19 protein-coding genes are annotated in these 20,873 nt (G+C 35.7%); 9 read left to right on the top strand and 10 right to left on the bottom strand.

Translation table 11 applies throughout. The annotated features are described in order from the left end of the window. Positions 1 to 46: 46 nt before the first annotated feature. Positions 47 to 1,552 (bottom strand): dipeptidase, encoded by a 1,506-nt coding sequence (locus ACT5E3_RS18340; RefSeq protein ID WP_444994999.1) that lies wholly within the window; start codon positions 1,550 to 1,552, stop codon positions 47 to 49. 352 nt (positions 1,553 to 1,904) lie between these two features. Between ACT5E3_RS18340 and ACT5E3_RS18335 the strand changes: the two genes are divergently transcribed. Continuing rightward, complete coding sequence (locus ACT5E3_RS18335) at positions 1,905 to 2,810, top strand: LysR substrate-binding domain-containing protein (protein WP_444994998.1); 906 nt, start codon at positions 1,905 to 1,907, stop codon at positions 2,808 to 2,810. Between the two features lie 70 nt (positions 2,811 to 2,880). Here ACT5E3_RS18335 and ACT5E3_RS18330 read toward each other — a convergent pair whose 3' ends face one another. The 4 genes from ACT5E3_RS18330 to ACT5E3_RS18315 are packed head-to-tail and all read right to left on the bottom strand — an operon-like array spanning position 2,881 to position 6,152. Further along, positions 2,881 to 4,176: an ATP-binding protein gene (locus ACT5E3_RS18330; protein WP_444994997.1), complete on the bottom strand. Its 1,296-nt coding sequence runs from the start codon at positions 4,174 to 4,176 to the stop codon at positions 2,881 to 2,883. 6 nt (positions 4,177 to 4,182) lie between these two features. Next, positions 4,183 to 4,884, bottom strand: a complete 702-nt coding sequence (locus tag ACT5E3_RS18325; protein WP_444994996.1) for a response regulator — start codon at positions 4,882 to 4,884, stop codon at positions 4,183 to 4,185. Between the two features lie 9 nt (positions 4,885 to 4,893). Further along, positions 4,894 to 5,298, bottom strand: coding sequence for a DUF3019 domain-containing protein (locus ACT5E3_RS18320; RefSeq protein ID WP_444994995.1), 405 nt, complete (start codon positions 5,296 to 5,298; stop codon positions 4,894 to 4,896). 29 nt (positions 5,299 to 5,327) lie between these two features. After that, positions 5,328 to 6,152 (bottom strand): MipA/OmpV family protein, encoded by an 825-nt coding sequence (locus ACT5E3_RS18315; RefSeq protein WP_444994994.1) that lies wholly within the window; start codon positions 6,150 to 6,152, stop codon positions 5,328 to 5,330. Positions 6,153 to 6,415: 263 nt separating this feature from the next. Between ACT5E3_RS18315 and ACT5E3_RS18310 the strand changes: the two genes are divergently transcribed. From ACT5E3_RS18310 to ACT5E3_RS18300, 3 genes are all read left to right on the top strand, one after another. After that, positions 6,416 to 8,452, top strand: a complete 2,037-nt coding sequence (locus tag ACT5E3_RS18310) for a beta-propeller domain-containing protein (RefSeq protein WP_444994993.1) — start codon at positions 6,416 to 6,418, stop codon at positions 8,450 to 8,452. Between the two features lie 251 nt (positions 8,453 to 8,703). Then, on the top strand, positions 8,704 to 9,096 hold the full coding sequence (locus tag ACT5E3_RS18305) for a hypothetical protein (protein WP_444994992.1): 393 nt from the start codon (positions 8,704 to 8,706) through the stop codon (positions 9,094 to 9,096). Positions 9,097 to 9,622: 526 nt separating this feature from the next. Further along, positions 9,623 to 10,360 carry a hypothetical protein gene (locus tag ACT5E3_RS18300; protein ID WP_444994991.1) on the top strand — a complete coding sequence of 246 codons (738 nt, stop codon included), beginning with the start codon at positions 9,623 to 9,625 and terminating at the stop codon, positions 10,358 to 10,360. Positions 10,361 to 10,363: 3 nt separating this feature from the next. On the opposite strand, the gene ACT5E3_RS18295 is transcribed toward ACT5E3_RS18300, so the two are convergent. Continuing rightward, positions 10,364 to 10,816, bottom strand: coding sequence for a tellurite resistance TerB family protein (locus ACT5E3_RS18295; protein ID WP_444994990.1), 453 nt, complete (start codon positions 10,814 to 10,816; stop codon positions 10,364 to 10,366). A gap of 94 nt (positions 10,817 to 10,910) precedes the next feature. Then, positions 10,911 to 12,584, bottom strand: a complete 1,674-nt coding sequence (locus ACT5E3_RS18290; protein ID WP_444994989.1) for a hypothetical protein — start codon at positions 12,582 to 12,584, stop codon at positions 10,911 to 10,913. Between the two features lie 435 nt (positions 12,585 to 13,019). On the opposite strand from ACT5E3_RS18290, the gene ACT5E3_RS18285 reads away from it, so the two are divergent. Together ACT5E3_RS18285 and ACT5E3_RS18280 are read left to right on the top strand one after the other, a co-directional pair. Continuing rightward, positions 13,020 to 13,337, top strand: a complete 318-nt coding sequence (locus ACT5E3_RS18285) for a hypothetical protein (RefSeq protein WP_444994988.1) — start codon at positions 13,020 to 13,022, stop codon at positions 13,335 to 13,337. Positions 13,338 to 13,464: 127 nt separating this feature from the next. Continuing rightward, positions 13,465 to 14,085 (top strand): DUF502 domain-containing protein, encoded by a 621-nt coding sequence (locus tag ACT5E3_RS18280; protein WP_444994987.1) that lies wholly within the window; start codon positions 13,465 to 13,467, stop codon positions 14,083 to 14,085. A 68-nt stretch (positions 14,086 to 14,153) separates the two neighbouring features. Here ACT5E3_RS18280 and ilvC read toward each other — a convergent pair whose 3' ends face one another. Then, positions 14,154 to 15,629, bottom strand: a complete 1,476-nt coding sequence (gene ilvC / locus ACT5E3_RS18275; RefSeq protein WP_444994986.1) for a ketol-acid reductoisomerase — start codon at positions 15,627 to 15,629, stop codon at positions 14,154 to 14,156. A 156-nt stretch (positions 15,630 to 15,785) separates the two neighbouring features. On the opposite strand from ilvC, the gene ilvY reads away from it, so the two are divergent. Both ilvY and ACT5E3_RS18265 read left to right on the top strand, forming a co-directional pair. Further along, positions 15,786 to 16,676: an HTH-type transcriptional activator IlvY gene (gene ilvY, locus ACT5E3_RS18270; RefSeq protein WP_444994985.1), complete on the top strand. Its 891-nt coding sequence runs from the start codon at positions 15,786 to 15,788 to the stop codon at positions 16,674 to 16,676. A gap of 177 nt (positions 16,677 to 16,853) precedes the next feature. Further along, on the top strand, positions 16,854 to 17,144 hold the full coding sequence (locus ACT5E3_RS18265; RefSeq protein WP_444994984.1) for a YebG family protein: 291 nt from the start codon (positions 16,854 to 16,856) through the stop codon (positions 17,142 to 17,144). Positions 17,145 to 17,489: 345 nt separating this feature from the next. Here ACT5E3_RS18265 and ACT5E3_RS18260 read toward each other — a convergent pair whose 3' ends face one another. Next, positions 17,490 to 17,768, bottom strand: coding sequence for a hypothetical protein (locus ACT5E3_RS18260; RefSeq protein ID WP_444994983.1), 279 nt, complete (start codon positions 17,766 to 17,768; stop codon positions 17,490 to 17,492). 17 nt (positions 17,769 to 17,785) lie between these two features. Next, positions 17,786 to 18,145 (bottom strand): DUF6164 family protein, encoded by a 360-nt coding sequence (locus ACT5E3_RS18255; RefSeq protein WP_444994982.1) that lies wholly within the window; start codon positions 18,143 to 18,145, stop codon positions 17,786 to 17,788. Positions 18,146 to 18,453: 308 nt separating this feature from the next. Here ACT5E3_RS18255 and ACT5E3_RS18250 point away from each other — a divergent pair, with 308 nt between their 5' ends. Next, on the top strand, positions 18,454 to 20,793 hold the full coding sequence (locus ACT5E3_RS18250; RefSeq protein ID WP_444994981.1) for an aminotransferase class III-fold pyridoxal phosphate-dependent enzyme: 2,340 nt from the start codon (positions 18,454 to 18,456) through the stop codon (positions 20,791 to 20,793). Positions 20,794 to 20,873: the final 80 nt, after the last annotated feature.

Here is a 20,873-nt window from a genome sequence, read left to right as displayed (position 1 = left end):
CTACCAATATTGTTGCTTTAGTTAAGGCGGGCAATTGTTAAACTAATTATTGGGCAAGTTCGATTAGAGCGGCAGTATACATTTTCAGATTTAAAATAAATTGCTCCATGGTAATAAATTCATGTTCACTATGACCGGTATACTCTTTACCTGGCATTGTTGGTCCAAAGCTGACTGCTGTTGGGAATAGTCTTGAATTAGTACCACCACCAATGGATATTGGTTTTGGGTTTTTTATACCTGTATAGAGAGAGAACACTGCTAATAAGGTATCAACTTGAGGCGAATCTTTTTGCACAAATGGTTCGTTGATATCAAAAGCGATCTGCTGTAAATGGTAGTTATTTTTCTTTTCCCACTGTTTGATTGATTGTGCTAGTTCTTTTTCTAACTGCTGTCTGGTTTTACCAACGGGTCTTCTCAGGTTAATTGAAAGTGTAATACCTTTTTCTGATTTTTTTATCACTGTTGGTTGAACGGTCATTGGCCCCATGAAACTATCTGAGTATGCAATGTCTCCAAAGTTTTCACCGTATAAATTGGTACCTAATCGTTCATTAATAAAATTAACCATTGCACCGCTCTGATTATTAGGCCAGCTTTGAAAATTGAGTAAAGAGGCTAAATATGTGATTGCATTAATACCATGCTCTGGCTTTGATGAGTGTGCTGAGCGTCCGAGTGCCTTGATGGTTAGTTGTTGACCATTTTGTTTAAAATGAAAATTGAGCTGTTTCTCTTGCAGAGCTATTTCTTTCAGTTGATCGACTAGTGCTTGTTTGACGTTTTCAATCGTTACTGTGGCATCTTCTGGTATTTGACTTTTAAAAAGTCCACCTGTAAAAGAACTAATATAGGGAAGTTTAGAATTTATTTTATCTGAAGAAAATGTTAACAATATTGTACCAAAACCTTTTTCGGCGGTTACAACAGGATATTCAGAATCCAGTGTAATATTGATTTGAGGTAATTGATGTTGTTTGACGAACTCTCTTAGTGGTTCCCAATCAGACTCTTCTGCCATATAAATATAAAGCTCAATCCGTTTTTTTAATTTCACCTTTTTATCTTTGATTGATTTCATAGCATAAAGGGCATTGACGATAGTGCTTTTATCATCTTCTGTGCCACGACCAATTAATTTTCCTGGCTCTGAGGTGAGATCTAAATCGAAGGGAGACTGTTTCCATTTTGAAGGTGTAGCTGGTTGAACATCGCCATGAGTGATCATACCAATGCGCTCTTGGCTGTTTCCGAGACCAATGACAACAATATACCCATGATCGGTAAAATCAAGACCCAGTTGTTTAGCTTGGCGTGCTAACTCTTGTTTAAAAGCTTGGTGCACTGGGTTTTCCGGAGAGGGAGTATCTGTTTTAGCAACCGTGTTATGTTGAACTAATTTTTGGAGACTATCAATAATTTGGGCTTGGTAAGTGGCTACTGCATATTCGGCTGTTTGTTTAGCTGTGTGGCTAATGTTTGCTAAAGCAGTTGTCGCTAGTGTTAGTGAGCTGATAAGTAAAGAAGTCAGCAAAGGTACTTTTTTCATTCTTTTCTCCAAAATGGAAAGGTTGAGATAATAAGGCATTAATAATGTTGGCATCAATAATTATTATTTTTGGTAAATAGCATAAGATAATCCTAAATTATTAGATATTGCGCTTAATTTATCTGATAGAGTCGTTTGTTTAATTATTTCAATATTAGATATATTACAAGCTTTACATTGTGTTTGGTTATTAACTTTATGTTTTTTATGTGTTTTATTTTTCATGTTGGGAACTCAAAATCGAATAATGAGCCTATTCTGCATTCAGGTTGAAAATTAAACCAACGATACTATTTTATAGTTAATATAAGTTATACTTATATTACAGGTGAATAGATAGGGACAAATTAGTATGGATAAACGCTTAAGGCATCTTAATAATTTAGTCACGTTTGAGAGTGCCGCTAGACATCAAAGCTATAGTAAAGCCGCTACAGAATTATTTATTACCCAGGCTGCAGTGAGTCAGCAAATGCGTCAATTGGAATCGTCTCTACGAACCAAGTTATTTTTTCGGAGTGGGAGGATGATGCAACTAACACAGAGTGGTTTAAAGTTGTACCATGCTACACAACAATCATTTGATATTTTGCTTCAGTGTTTTAATCGTATTCAAAATGAAAGCATTGCGGGCACGTTAACGGTTACATCAACGCAGTCTTTTGCTTCTTTTTGGTTAATGCCTAGATTGTTTCAATTTTCACTCAAACACCCTGAAATTAAAATAAGAATTGTCACATCTAATAATTTGGAAGATCTACAACAGGGACACATTGATCTTGCCATTCGTTTCAGATTATCAATCAGTGATAATGTTGATGATGGTATGCATTATGAATTTGTTAGTAACGACTATGTTTACCCTGCTTGTTCACGAAAACTTGCGGATGAAATTCAGTTTCAAAAACCTGAAGATTTATTGAAATGTTGGTTGGTTAGTTTGTCTCATTCAAAAAGCTTTAGCTGGGATATTTGGTTTAAAACTGCTGGAGTGACAAAATATGAGCCACATGAAAAACAGCTAGAAGTTAGTTCAAGTGATATGGCATTGAGTGCTATTTTAAGTGGTCATGGAGTAACTTTGTGTTCAGAATCTATAGTCTCTCAATACGTTAAAACGGGTGAATTGGTTGTGCCTTTTCAAATTAAGCATCCAGTATCTTTTAAACGTTATTTGGTGTACAACCCAAGATCGGCGAAGTTAGCCCGGTTAAAAGTGTTTATGGCCTGGTTACAAGAGGAAATGAAAAAGGAGTGATTATTATTAAATAACTAGCTCTATATTATTGAGTTAACTTGCTGGTAATAGGTTATTGTATGAGCAATAATTATTGGGTAATTGTGTTAGGCCACTCAATTCCAAATCTTGCTCCACCCATTGGAGATTCATGAATAAATACATTGCCTTCATGAAGTTGAGCAACCCGTTTAACAATCGCTAAACCTAAACCAAAGCCTTTATACGTTTTTTGCTGACTTTGAAGTCTTACAAATGAATCAAAAATTCGAATTCGTTCAAACTCTGGAATACCTTCACCATCGTCATCAATTAGTAGTTGGTTAGTATTGTTTATTTGAGTGAAGGTAATATGAACTTTGGAGTGGCAGTATTTCTGAGCATTAATAATGAGGTTCTGCAAGCCTCTTTCGATTAAATAACTATCACAATAAATGTTATTGTTTGATGATTTTATTTCGTAAGTTAACTTTTTGTCCGGTGAATTCCGTTGTAGCTTTTCAACTAAGGTTAAAATAAGACTTTCGATATTACCTTTTTCATAATTGGCTACAGTTGAACTTTTTTCTAATGAGGCATAGCTTAACAGTTCATCTACAAGCTGCTGTATTTCATTAATATCTTCAGTGATACTATCGAGTTGTTCTTGAATCATTTCAATATCATGACTATTGTTTGCCATTTCTATGGAAAATTTTATTCTGGCTAATGGTGTTCTTAGTTCGTGTGAAATAGCATGTGACATTTCTTGTTGATCATTAACTAGTTGTTTAATTCGGATCAACAAATTGTTGTATGCATTAGCTAAGTGTTTTACTGGTGAGTGTTTAGATACATCAACATTGGCTTCCCATTTTGAATCAGCAAAACTAGAAGCGGCTTTTTCTAAAATTTTTAAATCTCTATTTAAGGGTAAAGTCCATAGGTAAACAATGCCGGCAATTAACAAATAAAATATTAGCAACCAGATATATTTAGCGGAATTTTTTTCTGGTTGCATATGGACATCAATAGAGATTAATTGATCTGAGTTGTTGAGCTGCTTGTAAGATACATATTCATTATCACCATTTTGTAGCGTGATAATTTCTCCATTAGCTAATGATATTTTTAATTCATCAGCCTGTATTTGTTCGTTGGATAATAAAGTGAGTTGATGGGGGCTTATCTGATTAATTGATTTGAGAATATCTGAATATTTCTCAGGTGGTGCTGTCTCTATTAGTTTAGTCGCCAATAAGAGAACTTCTTCATGATTAAAAGTATCTTGGTTAGTTGTATGGTGGGACTGCCAGAGGTAGTCAACACTCCAGCCTATTAAAATTACTGAAGCGACAATGATTAAGTAAAGGCGTATAAACAGCCTGTTAGATAGGCTTAAACTCACAAAGTATTACCAGGCATCAGGAATAAATAAATAGCCTTTACCCCAGATTGTTTTTATCCTAAAAGGATCTTCGGGGTTATCTCCAAATTTTTTTCTTAGTTGTGAAACTCGAACATCGATAGAGCGATCCATTCCATCATAAGGACGATTATAGAGGCTTTTAAAAAGTTGGTCGCGGCTCAAAATATTACCGGCATTTTCAACTAATAAAAGTAAGAGATCAAACTCATGACTAGATATTGATGCTAACTCTCCTTCAAAAAGAACTTTTCTAGATAAAACATCGATTTCTAAGCAGCCAAACTTAAAATTTTCTGGTGCTTTAGGTGGTTCGCGGTAACTTCTTCTTAACAAGGCATTGATTCGAGCTAACAATACTCTTGGTTCAACAGGTTTTATGACATAGTCATCAGCACCAAACTCTAATCCTAATACTTGATCAAAGTCTTCATTACGTGCAGTAAGCATTAGTATCGGTCCATTGAACATTGGACGGACTTCTTTGCAAATAGTTAAGCCATCTTTTCCAGGTAGCATAATATCTAAAATAATAATGTCGGGTAAAAACTCTTGATAGCGCTTTATTGCCAGATTACCATCTGATATGACACTAACTTGAAAGTCTGAATTTGTCAGATAGCTGCGAGTTAGATTTGCCAGTTTTTCATCATCTTCAATAAGAAGGATTTTTTTCTGTTCTGTAGACAAATTTTTCTCCTAGTAAAATCGCCAAGGGTTTCTACGTCGCTGTCTATAAGGAGTTGTTTGGCGCTGTAATCTTACAGTTTGCTGATAAATGGTTTTATCGGTTATTTCGTCAATTAAGTAAAGCGTTAAATTATTCTCTAAATTAAGTGAAATATCATACTCTGCACTATTACTATTATCCCAGCACTTTATTGCTGGCTCTGAGTTAGATTGGTGCAAACAATAGTTAGAAAGTTGTTTGGTTTGCCAATGTATATGCAGTTTTATTTCACAGGTAGGTTCGGATTTTGATAATAAACAAAGGTTCGGCGACAAAAACAAGCCGTACTCGTTTTTATTGATTGGGTTCGCATATATATCGAAAGCCAAACCGATAGTGAAACAAGTGAGAATTGTTCGTTTAATCCATTCCATTGTTATACGATTTATCAATTTTTTTTTAATCAAAAAGATAGTTGTTTTCCTATAAACGCCGTTAAAACATAGTTTTTATCAACTAATGGGCTATTGGCTATTTCTTGATCTAATTGCTGATACTCAATGCCAAATCGCCAAAAATTACTTGAATCATTTTTTTCTCGCCAACCAAGTCTTAAAAAAGGATTTAAACTACTTTTTGCTTGGTAGGCTGCTCTATTATCTACAATTTCTTCAGCATTCACACCATAGTAATAATCGGTCATGTTTTTATCTTTCCATGAAAAACCTAACGTTGTGCTCCAGCCTAAATTCCCCAGATGGCGTAAATAAGCAAATCGGACTTCATTACCCGAATGTACATCAGAGACATCATTTAAAAACTGGACTTGTAATTGGCCTTGCATAGCACTGGTGCTTAACTCCATTCCCCCCATCATACTGAACTTACGGCGTTTTAGCTCGTAGGCATTGATATCGGTAACGTTGTCTTCTCTCGAACCTGAATTAAAACCTGAATCAACTGAAAAGTTACCAAATTCTACGACAATATTACTGATGTCCCAACGTTCAAAAAATGCGCGGTCATAACTAGGGGTTAATAAAATATTTAGCATCCAAGGAGTATTATCATAAAGGGTATATCCAATATCTAGATTATCAATGAAGAAGTTTTCTCCGTAATAAGAAAATGATGGTAAAACAACTAAAGGAATACTGTCGCCATTGATTAATGGGTTGGTTCTTGCTCCTAAGCCCAACGAAACGCCTAGTGATAGCTTACCCACTTCAACACAAGTATGACTATTCTCTGTACATGCCGTTTGAGCTGACAAAGTCAGACTACTCATGCTAAGTAAACATATTAAGAAAATTTTAATTACGCTACGAAAAAATAAATACAAAGAGAACCCCATCCTATCTCACGTTTGCCCTATTTTATTCTGACTTGTTTGTTAATAACATTCATAGGGTAAATAGTCATTATTTGTGAAATTCTGTAAAGTATACCGTTTTACAGAATTTCACAAAAATAATCAAATGCTCCACAGATATTTAATCTATTCAACCTTACACTCATACGGCTAAATTGATTATTTATGAGGTTCAGCAAATGTGGTTATTTACTATTATGCCTCGCCAGTCAATTTTCTGCAGGTGTATAGTTCCGTTTTATTTACTCCTATTTTTTACTGCTTGCAGTTTCGATAATGGTGATGACAAAATTAATGTTGACTATTCTAATCTTCGCTTTGCTGAAATCAAGAATAAAAGGCTAGTTAAAACAGATATTGATACTTTTTCTAATTATATAAAAAATGGAATACGTCTAAGGCTGGAAACTGGGGGGGCTGCTGGTGAATTGGCTACCGTTGATGAACTAGGACAATACCGATCACAATTTTCAACAACCAATGTTCATGAAATTGGGGTTGATGAAGATGACCGACTTAAGTATGACGGAGAGTACTTATATTTAGTTGAAGATAGTTATTTCCCAAGAAACTCCAATGCTGATAAGCCGGGAATTAGAATAGTCCAAACCTTTTCTGATAGTTCACAAGTTAATGATGTCGCATTTATTAAAAGCCAAAGTGACAATCTGGTAATTAATGGCCTTTATTTACATACAAGCAATAATAAAAATGCACTGCTGAGTTTATCTGGTACTCGGTTTCTTAATGGGGAAGAGGTGCTAATTGAAAGTGACTGGCGTTGGGGAAGTGGCAAAAGTGAAATAAATTTATATGATATATCGATCCCGGAAATGCCCCAGCATGATTGGAAGTTAGAAATTGAAGGCAATCTTGAAGGTAGTCGCAAAATAGGCAATAAGCTCTATTTAATTACCCACTTTATTCCCCATATAGCAGCAATAAATAGCAATGCTCAAACACTTAAAGAACGAGAGGAGAATGAACGCTTAATTTTGAACACGCCTCTTTCTGATTTGATGCCGCATTATCAGGTCAATAATGGTGGTGTTAGAGTGCTTACATCGCCAAATGATTGCTTAGTAAATGAAGGCTTCAGTACTAATGAGGGATACGCTGATATTTTAATGCTGGTGGAAGTTAACTTAGACGCTAGAGAAGTTAGTTCATCTACTTGTCTTAACTCCCGAGTGAGTGGCATTTATTCTTCGATGCATAATTTATATATCGGCGCCAGTGGTAATGTAAGCTGGCACCAATCAGGCGTTGGCACTAATATCCATAAGTTTAATCTTGGTGGTCAGTCTATTGAGTATCGAGGAACTGGTTGGGTACCTGGTTTGGTCGGGCGAGCTGACTCTGATAATGCTTGGTGGTTTTGGGGCGATCCTGCATTAAGAATGAGTGAAAAGAATGAACATTTACGCATTGTTACAAGCAGGCGAGCTGAAGAGGACTTTACACATCAGCTTTATATACTTAAAGAAGATGGTACAAATAAACTTGAAGTTGTTGCACAGCTACCTAATCTTGATGAACCCAGGGCTATAGGCAAACCTGGTGAGGATATATATGCTGTTAGATTTGTTGGAGATAAAGCCTATATTATTACTTTTGAACAAACGGATCCGCTTTACCAGATTGATTTATCGAATCCCGAATTTCCCAAAATAGTAACTGAGCTGGAAATACCGGGCTTTGCTCGATATTTACACCCATTAGTACCCGGTTGGCTTTTAGGTATTGGTCATCAGGTAGATGAGGGAGTGAGAAAGGGAGTTAAAATAGAGTTATATGACTTATCTGTAATTGAATCACCACAAGTCAAAGATAGTATTGTTATTGGCGCTCAAGGTTCATGGAGTGAAGCTTTAAATAACCTTAAAAGCGTTAGTTTATTATCGCTCGATAATGATCGTATTAGACTGGCATTTCCTATTAATCGTTTCGAAAAGAATGCAAGCAATCAATCAGAATGGAATGAGTCGGGGCTATTCGTTTTTGAAATTAGTGGATTGAATAGCCATTTATTGAATTTACGCAAAACAGGGGCTTTGATAACAGAACAAAGGAGTAATGGACATTTTTATCCAAGTTTATGGGGCGTTGGCCGAAGTGTATTAAGTGGCAATAATCTTTATTATTATCAAGGGAATAAGCTTTGGTCTACGAGTATGGATGAAATTTCTAACAGTATTTTGAAGAAGAATAAGTAATAGGTATTATGCGATAATGCTTCTTAATTGCATTACCTTGGTTTTTTTATACTGTTTATGATATATTTGTGTGCTCTAATCGCCAATAACCGAATATTCTTACAGTAATTAACAATTAGGGTGTTTATAATGACGCCCAACAATAATATCGCTAGCAAAGCGGACGTACTTATTTTCAAGTTGGTTTTTCTTGGAAGCTGTTTTTGGTCATTCCGTAGAAAAAGCGGAAGTTGTTCAAACGGGAAGAGATAATGATGAGTTACTTTAAGATTGGAACATATATTTTGATTATGATTGGGTTGACCGGCTGTAGTAGTCTGTCTTTTCTGTCAGATTCAGAAAATCAGCATAAAGTAGAAGAAGTGGCAATTTTAACTGATTATCAGCTTGATGATGGTTTTATTACTATTCAAGCCGTGGGTTATGGTTGTACTTTTTTTAATAGCTTTAAGGTCGAAGTGGCTGATATTAAGCAAAATACATTAGAAGTGGTAAGAACCCAGCCAGATCAATGTCGCATGAAACCACGTAATGTTTCTTTGCAATATTCATTTAAGCATTTAGGGCTCGATTTAAACCGTAGTGTTCAAGTGAAAAATCCTGTTAGCATATCTAAAAGTAGTAATACGGCAGCTAACAACTAATTTTAGTCTATTTATCCAGCTATTGAAATGTCACTACAATAGCTGGGTGAGCTCCCAGACAAGGTAGAGAGTAAGGTTATATCTAAAATAATCTGATTTTCCTCTCTCAATCAATACCAAAGTTATTAGTATTCGATAATGATACTTCAGTTCCTTGTTCTCATCTTATTTATGATTGTTTGGTACGAATAGCCGTTTCTAGTTAGATTGTTCAAAAAATATTAATAGACTAATAAAGCTTTATTTAAACATAGCTTAAAGTTATTTTCTAACTAACTGAAAAATAAAGTGCTTCTAGAAGAGGGGGAATTGTTCCTTACCCCTTAACAGAATGATTTGATTAACTAATAAAAAGTAAATTTACACCTATTTTCTACCTGATGTTCCTATCAATTACAAATAGTCATAAAACCTTTGGTCGATTAGATTATTTGAAATTTTCTGCACTTGGCGAATCTAAATTAACTGAAATTAGTCTATTATTATAGGTATGTAATCGCTTTACTTAACGGGGAAAATTAGTCATATGTTTGATAATGAAAACTTTCAACAATCTTCTCAGTTAGGTCGATTAGTTATAAAAAAAGGTTGGATTAGTGCTGCCGAGTTAGAGGTTGCACTTACTCATCAAGCAAGTAATGATTGTAAATTAGGACAAAGCTTAATAGAGTTGGGTTATATTTCTGTTAGGCAGTTGAATACTGCCTTGCGTAACCAGAAATGGCTACGTTCAATTTTTGCTGGTGTGGTTATGATCAGTGCTCCCATTTGTCCTGTTTTAGCCAACGAAAAAAGTGACAATTTTCGGTTCGTTGCGCAAACCCAAGCGAAAAGCAAAGTAAAGCCTCTAAAGAGTGGTTTTATGCCTCAATCAAAAATACTTTCTACTAAATTTAATGAATATGAATATAGAGTGAGTGTTTTGCATCAGTTCTCTACTCGCTCAGGGGTATCACTGGGTATTGAAAAACAAGATTTATCCATTGAGCGTTTTAGTGAATCAGAAGCATATTTTCCGCAAATTTCTTTTTATACTTCAAATAAAGGGAAAAGCTTAGACATTCAGCCTAGTTCTGAGGGAGATAAAAAACCAAGACATGATCGCTATAAAAACACCATTCCTCCTGTTTATCGGTTAACTCTTAAAGGTTATTCTATTTATGAAAAAAGCGATGAACATATTCAGTTCTGGGGACTTAATAAGGTAAAAAACAATCCTTATAAAAAATATGAATTAATGTTTTCTATTACAAAACACTTTTAGTTATTATTGCTCAATAACCATCAGTTTCGTTTTAATAAAATCGCTATGCGGGACAAATAAAAGGTCGGCAATTTTTCTAACGTAATGTTCTTCATAATGGCTAATATTTCCATCTGACAATGCGATTTTCCATAGTTGCTTAATAATATTAACTTTGTTTTCCTTTGAAAAATGTTGGTTAATAAGTGCAGTAAATTGATAGTAATCTGTAGCGCTTTCAAGCTCTAGCTTAGCTAACTGAGAAATAGAGCTAACTTCGTCTTCATGTAAACCATATTGTTTAATAAGAATATTTTCAAGCTGAAGTCTTTCTGCTTCAGTCACTTGATTATCAATGTAAACCATTTCAAACATTAAAGCCGCTACGGCTAAATTCAACTGGTGCTCTTGAGAGTCTGAATTGTCTTCTTGATTGATAATTAATTTCTCAAAAAAAGCACTGATTTTAGCTAACATTTTTATCCGGTAAATAGAATGAATTTATTGATTAATTATATGCAAAATAAGGCTGTGTTTTACAATTTAACCGTAACAAAGTGTTTTTAATTGTCTAGTTTTGTTTATTTTCTCTGTTTAAATGAAGTAAACTATTTTGTGCAAAGTCTAAAATTTTAGGGCTTGGACTGGCTGTGTATTCAAGAGTTTCTAAATAAAATTCCAAGCTACCTATAATGTCTGCAAATAAATCGATTGCATAGTTGCTCGTTGTATGAGGGTTTTTCGTTAAATGATGTACTATAAATACCAAACAGCCTTCGACGATAAGCACGGCATTATCAACTTTAAGCCGCTTAAATCCAAGTTTAATTTCCTCAAGTAATTGCTGAATGTCTTTGAGTAAAAGGACTTTTCTATTCTTACTGGTAAATTCTTCGAATTGATTAATAAGCTGTTGAATTTGTTGGTAAGTTTTTTGACTTATCGCATACTGACTTGATGACAGTTTGCCGCGTCTAATTGATGCATTACCGGAGTATTTTGCTAAGTCAGATTCATTAACCACTTTACTAATACTCTCTAAAACAATAAACAGAATGTTTAAGTCTTTTTCACTGATTGGTTTATCATTTAATATTGCTTTATCGATAAGCTCAATAGCAACATTTAGTCGTACCCGTTGGTCTTCAACTTGTAATATTTTTAGCAAATTACTTAAGTTGGTCATTTGTTTGTGGGTTTGACTTAAATCGAGAGGCTCAAGTGCGTTTTCTCGGCTAATGTTAATTGCTTCAGTAATTGATTTTATTTCATCCAGAAGCGCTTCAGAAATTGAGCTATAGTCTTGATCACTTGGACCACGCATTTCTTGAGTTTCTTTACGTAGTAGGCTGTCGCTAATGATAGCTTGTTGTAAGTTAAAGTGGTTAAGCAACTTAGCTACTCGTTTAGTTTTTGCTCCACCGATAACGGTAAGATAAAGCATTTCTTTAGCGAGTAAATTGGACTCGGGTTTTTTAGCATGTAGGGCATTAGCAGGCTTGTTTTCAACAAAACGAATTTGTTGGTCAAGTCGAGAAAATAGTTTAAGTCGAGTTTTGGTTAATACTAATGAGCCTTCAATAATCGCATCTAGCATTGCACCTGCAATCCACCAGAGGTTAGGAGAGTTTGGTCTTGGACACTCTAAATCGAGCTTATGAATAGCCCGCTGCATCATTTTTAGACCACCAATTAAGTTTGTTTGGCGTAGTACTTCGATTAAACCTGCTTGATACATCTGTCGGAATCTTCTCGACTTTTCTGCGCTTTCCTCACTAGTAATTAAAATTAAACTGCGATCCCTTCTTGGTTTATTACTGTCACATTGAAAGAAAACTGATTCAATGAGTAAAGGGGCATTAACGCAACTTCGCATACTATTGATCGCGGGTAGTAAGAGTTGAGGTAAATCATAAGGTTTTTGGTTAACATGTTCTGTATAACGCATTAAACGAGCGAGTGCTGTAGAAACAACATCTAATAGTTTTTGGCGAGAGTCAGCCTTTTTTTTGGGTAAACTTTTTATGAGTGCGGCAGCATCTTTTACTAGTTGCTCAGCCCCTTTCATTTCTAATAAATTAAAAACGCCTCTAAGTTTTTTAAGGTGATCAAGTGATTTCTGAATTGTGGTTAAGTCATCTGGCGAGCGGGAAAACTGTTCAAGGGCATTAATGGATAGGTTAATTTCTGCTGATACATCTTCAAGAATTAAGTCCAGAGACTGCAATGCGCTGGTTTGGGACATGGGTAGTTTCCAGTAATTAAGTTGCTCTTATACACAAGTATGAGAATATTCTAGGTAAAATTTAATGTTTAATCTGGTCTTATTTCGCACAAATCACAAATTGTTCTTTCACTAGACTTTTGTAGAGCGTTATCATTAATAGCGATTCAAAAATACATAAATTGTTTACTATTGTACACCAGTTTATTAAAAAATGAGGCAGAGTTAACGAAAATACCCCTATTTTTATTGTTATTATTATGGGTTGTTAGCTTTCCATATATCTTGTAATCAAGTCGGTGCTGTTCAAACTTAAAAATAGTTGAAATTGGATAGCCAAAAACTTAATTGAGTTAGTGATAAACTTGCCTCTTGTATGTGTAATACAGGTTGTTTAATGAGTTTTCACATAAATATATCGCTTTCTTGCATGAATTAAATTGATAGGTTTTTTTAATGTTAATGATTCCTAAAAAGGGATGGCAGAAATTCACTCAGTCTGATGAATTAGTCGAATTAATCGCACTGAGTTTAGTTTTAGAAGAAAATGAAGGTATATGGCAATACTATAATTTCACTGAAAATAGCTCGGTTTGGTGCTCAGATGAAACAGGAGCAACCAATCAGCTTCAAATTATATTCTCATCAGAAGATTGTGGGGCCAGCATTAAGTCTCTTGGGTTGGAACTCACAAATAACTCCAGTGATTACTTTAAGCAGTTATATAAGCTTAAGCGCATTTTAAAGTCTAGGTTTGATATTCAGGAGGCTTAACTTTCTTACTTGCCTGCCTGTTGTTATATCTCTTTTCTAGTTGTAACAGAGTAACTCAAGCTATCGATTTTTGTAGTATTATTTCTTATTTTCAGCGATAGTTAATAAAATTTATCAAGGAGTTACTATGAGTCAGTTAAAGTTATTTGTGCGTAAAGCATTAATCGGGGGAGTTTTAGTTCTCTTGCCTATCGTTGTGATCGGCTTTGTTTTTCGGTGGGCGTTTTTTCTAGTAACCGACCTGATTCAACCATTGACTGATTATACCACACAGCACTATGGTCTACCTGAGTTGCTTGCTGATAGTCTTGTTATTGCACTAATACTTGCAACCTGTTTTGTTATCGGGACTTTAGTTTCTACTGGTATTGGTAAGTGGTTACATAATCATTTTGATAAATATTTAGTTAAGCTTGCTCCCGGTTATCGTATTGTTAAAGAAATAATCACTCAAATTTTTGGCAACTCGGAGGATTCTCCATTTGCAAAAGGAGAGGTTGTTCGTGTTAAGTTATTTGGTGAAAACTGCCCAACCACTGTGACAGCACTTGTCACTTCTAAACATAATGATGGGACTGTGACTATATTTATGCCAACAGGACCTAACCCGACTTCAGGAAATATTTATCATATACCAGAAAAGCTAGTTGAGTATTTTCCTGAGGCCAGCGTGGAAAAAATGATGAAAAGTATTATCGCTTGCGGGGCTGGGAGCGATGTATTATTTCAGAAAAAAGATCTAGCCTAATAATATAAGCGCTCAATCGTGGGGTTCAATCGAGTGGCTTAATAATCCACTCGATTGAATTATAAAAATTAGATAATTTGTTTGAGAGCTGTCATATAAGCACGCAATTCTTTACCAATTTTTTCGACTGGGTGGTTACGAATTGAGTCGTTAACTGTGACTAATTGCTGATTATCAATAGACATCGATTTAAGCTCAAGTCCTCGACCAATTTCTTCAGTTGTAATTTTTGGCATTAAGCTCTCACGTAAAAGTGGAACAGCTGCATTGGCAAATAGATAATTACCATATTCAGCGGTGTCTGAAATAACAACATTCATTTCATAAAGTCTTTTTCGAGCGATAGTATTGGCAATTAATGGTGTTTCATGTAGTGATTCATAATAGGCTGATTCAGGTAATATGCCAGCTTCAACCATGGCTTCAAAGGCCGTTTCAACACCAGCCTTAATCATCGCAACTAAGAAAATGCCTTGATCAAAGTAAGTTTGTTCGTCTATTTCACAGTCGCTTTGCGGTGCTTTTTCAAAACCTGTTTGGCCGGTTTCTTCACGCCACTTTAATAAATTGGCGTCGTTATTTGCCCAATCTTGCATCATGCCGCTGGAGAAAGCACCAGAGATAATATCATCCATATGTTTTTCAAATAATGGACGAGTTATTTGTTTAATTTCTTCAGATAGTTGATGGGCTCGTAATTTGGCAGGGTTCGATAGTCTATCCATCATGTGAGTAATACCGCCAATTTTTAACGCTTCGGTAATAGTTTCCATTCCCTGCTGAATTATTTTTGCGGCATAAGTTGGCTCAATACTTTCTGCAACCATTTTGTCATAACCAAGAATAGAGGCGGTTTGTAACATGCCACATAAAATAGTTTGCTCACCCATCAAGTCTGATTTTACTTCAGCAACAAAAGATGAAGCTAATACGCCAGCTCTATCTCCGCCTGTAGCAGACGCGAGTGCCTTTGCCATTTCAAAACCTTCACCTTGAGGATCATTCTCTGGGTGAACTGCTATGAGTGTAGGAACACCAAAGCCACGTTTATATTCTTCACGGACTTCAGTGCCTGGACATTTGGGTGCACACATAATCACAGTAATGTCAGAGCGAATTTGCTGACCTTCTTCAACAATGTTAAATCCGTGAGAGTAAGAAAGCGTAGCGCCTTTTTTCATTAAAGGCATCACTGTCTCTACTGCATTTGAATGCTGTTTATCTGGCGTTAAGTTGTAAACGATATCTGCTTGGGGGACTAATTCTTCAATTGTGCCAACATGAAAGTCATTGCTGGTTGCTTTTACCCATGATTCACGTTTTTCATCGATAGCAGCTTGTCTTAACGCATAAGAAACATCTAACCCCGAGTCTCTCATGTTTAGCCCTTGGTTAAAACCTTGAGCACCACACCCAAGAATGACAATTTTTTTTCCTTTCAAAAAGTCACAACCATTTGAAAACTCATCTTTTGACATAAAACGACAAACAGATAGTTGTGCTAACTGCTGTCTTAACGATAGCGTATTAAAGTAATTAGACATTATTTTTCCTCATTAATACATTAGAATTTTATTTTAGGGTATATGGGAAATAGTGTAGCGGGGATGTTTTGTTGCGTAAATTGATATAAGTGGGATAATATGTTGCAAATAGTGAAATAATGATGTCGCATCAATTTGTAAATAAGTTGAGTCGTTATGAACATACGAGATTTACAAGCTTTCTTACATTTAAGTCAAAGCTTACATTTTAGCCAAACAGCCAAGTTTATTCATGCTAGCCCATCAACTTTAAGTCGGATGATTCAACGGCTAGAGTCTGAGTTTGGGCAAGTTTTATTTGAGCGGGATAATCGGAGTGTTCGAATGACAGTGGCAGGCAGGCGCTTTGTTCGTTTTGCTGAGGTTGTATTATCTGAATGGGATCAGCTCAAAAATGAGTTTGATGCTAATCAACGACAACTTTCTGGTGAAATGACTATTTATTGTACTGTAACAGCTGCTCATTTGTACTTGCCCAAATTAATTGAGCGTTTTCGCAGTTTATATCCTTCAATTGAAGTTATTTTAGAGACTGGGGATGTTTCTGCGGCCTATCAGAAAGTTTCCGACCGACAAGTTGATTTTGCTTTTGCTGTCGCTTCAGATAAAACGCCTGACAAGTTTGCATTTCAACATCTTCACCACGTTCCATTCAAACTCATTGCTCCTAAGCAGCAAACGAATTTTTCAAAATACATTCAGCCAACAGAAGTCGATTGGCAACAGTTACCTTTTGTTTTACCTGAGTCAGGTCCTGCCGCCGATAAAGTTAATCAATGGTTAGCAAAAATGGGTATTAAGCCTAAGGTTTATGCTCATGTGGCAGGACATGAGGCTATTGTGAGTATGACTGCTTTAGGCTTTGGAGTTAGTGCTGTTCCTCAACCTGTCTTAGATTTAAGTCCGGTGAAAGATAAAATTCAAGTATTACCAGTGCCTTTTGCACCAAAGCCTTTCGATTTAGGGATTGTATGCTTACATCGGCGTTTAGAAGTACCGGTGATTGCTGCTTTTTGGCATTTGGTTGTTGAAAGTGCTAATGACTAAGTTGTGAAGTAGTCACTAGGAAAGTACATTATTTATCAGCAGTATTCATTTAAATGTTGTTGTGCTTGATGACTGTTGTGCTTGATGGCTATGAGGGGTAAAATTGACTTGCTTTTTACTACTTGTTTAACTAGTATTCTGTAAAGTAGTTAATTTTAATTAAGAGGAATCATTCCCATGGCCGTAGTGAGTTTATATATGTCAGATAGAGATGAGAGCAAAACTTTCACCGATAAAAAAGAAGCAGATAATTACGATAAAATGCTAGAACTAGCTGAAAATGTTAGCCTATGGATGGAAAAAGAAATAGCAGGTTTATCTGAAGAGCAAGTAGAATCAATTGGTTTATTAATAGCTGATAATAAAGAAATATTATCGAAAGCTTTAAAAGGTAAGTCTGAATTACTCTTAAAAATTGGTAGTGATGAAGACGAAGAGAAGGTTACTCCAATCTCTGCTTCTGCATAAGCAATATACCTAACCTCATATATGGTCTCCTCCGATATTGCAAGGTCAAATAGTTTGATAACAGGGACAGGTTTGCTGTCATATATTCGGCCTGTTTAATGAGTCGTTTATAGGCTTTGGCCTCGATGTCAATCGCGCATATGGTCCTTATCAGCTCGTCGGAGTTTGTCCATATATGAGGTTACCTAATTTTCATACCAGCATGGATGCTAACGTGATTTTGAAATGATTCATTGGTAAGACATTAAGTCAATAGCTCTGGTAAGGTCATTGAGATCGAAGTGTTCATTTGGGGTCGGAGTATTCATGCAGAAATAAGAATATAATTCGGTTAAGAAAAACAAATTAACTTATTTTTATTCTAACGACTTTCATATATTCAAAAGAAAAACCCGCAACTTCTTCCATTGCTGGATAATAAGTCATATTAAGACGTTGACCTGCTGATAGCTTTTTATAGGGTTGTTTACGTTTGTATTTAAATGGAACATCACAGTTTTCAATCATAACACTGTTAATATACCAGCCATCTTTCTCTCGTTGAGTATGGCTAACAACTTTTAAATTTTCGGAGTGTATTAATTTTTCGTTTTTTTTAATCAATTTATCAGGATCACTGTGCATTTTATTTATCCTATTATTTAAGCGGGAAAAAAAGGAATGACAGAAAAATAAAATATGGCGCAAACAAAAATCATAACGGCAATGATCTTAAATGGGGAACGCTTAAAAGCTAGCCAGTAAGTAATATTTTGATTGGCTTCTTTCAACTCTGCTAGTTCCTGTCTTACTCGCATATAGCGCTCAAATTGATATTTATCAATTAACTGTTTTGCTTCTTCAAATTGTTGTTCTTGATTTAACCAGATAGCAGCAAAAGAAAGTCCCCAATTGCCAGGGGAAGTTTCATAAAAATCGATATTAGCCGATTCTAATAGTGCTCTGATTTCATTTGCTTCGTCATCAGGAACACTATTAAGCTTAAATAGTAGTTTTGCCATTAATTAAAATCTGATATTGGGTGTTAACTCTAACTTTTGACTAGGTTATCGATAAATAATACGACTAAATCATAGGGAGAGAGTGTTATTCGGGCTATATTGTATCAATTGTGTCGCTGAATCACAAAAACAAGCTAGATCCGTATATTTAAGTGATTAATGAAAACTTGAGTGGGGCTCGGTTTTACTCTTTTTATAGGCGTTCTTAAAATTATTATTTTTTGTATACCATTTAGTTGTATACAACTATTCTTTGCTAGAAAAGCTGTTTACAATGCCATCATCTCCAATTCAAGCGTTGAAGAACAATGAGTACTAATCGTTTAACTCCCATTATCTCAGACTCTTTATTACTAAAATTAATCAAAGAACACTTTGGATTAACTGGCCAATTAGCTTTATTGCCTAGTTATGCTGATCTTAATCGTCGTTTTACTTCACAACAAGGCAAATGTTATGTTGTTAAGGTATCTAAAGTGGGCCAGAATGTTGATGAACTGGATTTTGAAAACCTTATGATGAGTACATTAGCGAGTGCTTCAGTTCTTGATATTCAGTTTCCCGAGTTACAAAAAACGCTTGAACAACAATCGTCAATGGTTGAAGTGTTAGATGAAAGTAATAGGGCCTGTCAGTTGCGAGTTATTAGCTTTATTGAAGGAACCCTTTGGGCTAATTCAGAAATTAATGATCAAAACTATGTAAAGAGCTTAGGTAAAGCATTAGCGCAAATTGACCGTTTGCTCGTTAATATCGATCATCCTGCGAGTCATCGTCATTTGATCTGGGATATGAAACATTCCAACCTCATTGTAAGAAAATATCGAGACGCTCTCACAGAAGCCAGTCAGCTTGATAGCGTTAATTCAATTTTGGCTGATTATGAAGCCAATGTGTTTTGTCATTACTCTCAGCTACCGACTCAGATTATTTACAATGACGCTAATGATTACAACTTACTCGTTAATACTGAGACTAAATCATTATCGGGGATATTTGACTTTGGTGATGCAGTATTTTCTTTTCGAATAGCAGAGTTGGCTATTGCTGCTGCCTATATCATCATGAATCAGAAAAATATTGAAGTTATCATCCAAAACTTAGTTACGGCTTATCATCAGAGCAATCCCTTGACCGCGCTGGAGATTGATGTGCTTTTCGACATGATTAGAATGCGTTTAGCTGTTAGTGTGTGCGTATCTAGTGATCAATTTGCTAAGCAGCCTGACAATGACTATTTACTGGTTTCGCAGAAAGGAGCCTGGCAAGCAATGGCTTGCTTAGCGGCAATTGATAAAGTTAGTTTTAGCATCAAATTAAAGCATCTTTGTAGGTTGCAAGTTGCACAAGACTCTGCAGAAGTCTTTGCTTATCGTAAACGTCATCTAAGCGAAAATTTAAGTTTGGCTTATCAGCAGCCTATAAAAATGATTAATGGTAAAGGTGCTTATCTCTATAGTGAAACTGGTCAGCGCTATTTGGATATGGTTAATAATGTATGCCATGTGGGCCATTGTCATCCAAGTGTGGTAACAGCCGGTCAGCAACAAATGGCTATTCTTAATACCAATACTCGCTATTTGCACGATAATATTATTCACTTTGCCAAAAAAATGTTGTCTACCATGCCGGAAGAATTATCGGTTTGTATGTTTGTTAATTCTGGTAGTGAGGCTAATGAATTAGCGCTGCGTTTGGCAAGGGCTCATACAAATCGTAAATCAATGATTGTGGTTGAGGGGGCTTATCACGGAAACACTAACGCTTGTGTCGATATTAGTCCTTATAAATTCGACGGGCCTGGAGGTAATGGTGCTCCAGATTGGGTTAAACAAACCATTGCTCCTGATCCATACCGTGGTAAATATCAAGGTATGATCCCAGAAACCGGAAAGCAATATGCGTTAGATGTGCAAGCTGTTATTCATGAGTTTGAACAAGAAAATAACCCTGTTTGTGCTTTTATTTGCGAATCAATTCAGGGGGTTGGTGGTCAAGTGGTTCATCCGCCTGGCTATTTAGAGCATGCATATAACTTTGTTAGGCAAGCTGGTGGTCTTTGTATAGCTGATGAGGTTCAGGTTGGTATGGGGCGTGTTGGAAGTCATTGGTGGGCTTTCCAAACGCAAAATGTTGTACCGGATATTGTTACTATTGGTAAGCCTATTGGTAATGGACACCCACTGGCAGCTGTTGTCACAACTCATGAAATAGCCAAGTCTTTTGTAACTGGGATGGAATATTTTAATACTTTTGGGGGGAATCCGGTTTCTTGTGCAATCGGTCTGGCTGTTATGAATGTGGTTGAGCAAGAAAAATTAATGCAGAAAGCTGAGAAAGTTGGAGAATATTTACAAACAGGGTTAAAACGTTTAAGCCAAAACTTTCCAATTATTGGTGATGTTCGAGGTTTAGGTATGTTTATTGGTGCAGAGTTTGTTTTAGATCGTGAATTAAAAGAGCCTGCTGTTGAACAAATCAGTTATGTTATAGAAAGGTTAAAGGAGGAAGGAATTCTTTTGACTACAGAAGGACCTTTACATAATGTTTTAAAAATTAAACCGCCGTTGGCTTTTTCTATTGAAGATGGTGATTATTTTTTGAAAACTTTAGAGTGTGTTTTAGCGGAAACCGGGGCTCAAATTTAATAGTAATACTATAAAAATTGAAATGATGTGTGCGAATTACACAAATAAAGAGTGGTTCGTGCCCGATAAATTCACCTCAT

Source organism: Aliikangiella litoralis (assembly GCF_052495765.1).
The sequence above is the reverse complement of the archived record's forward strand: the minus strand, read 5'-3'. Positions and strand labels throughout refer to the sequence as shown.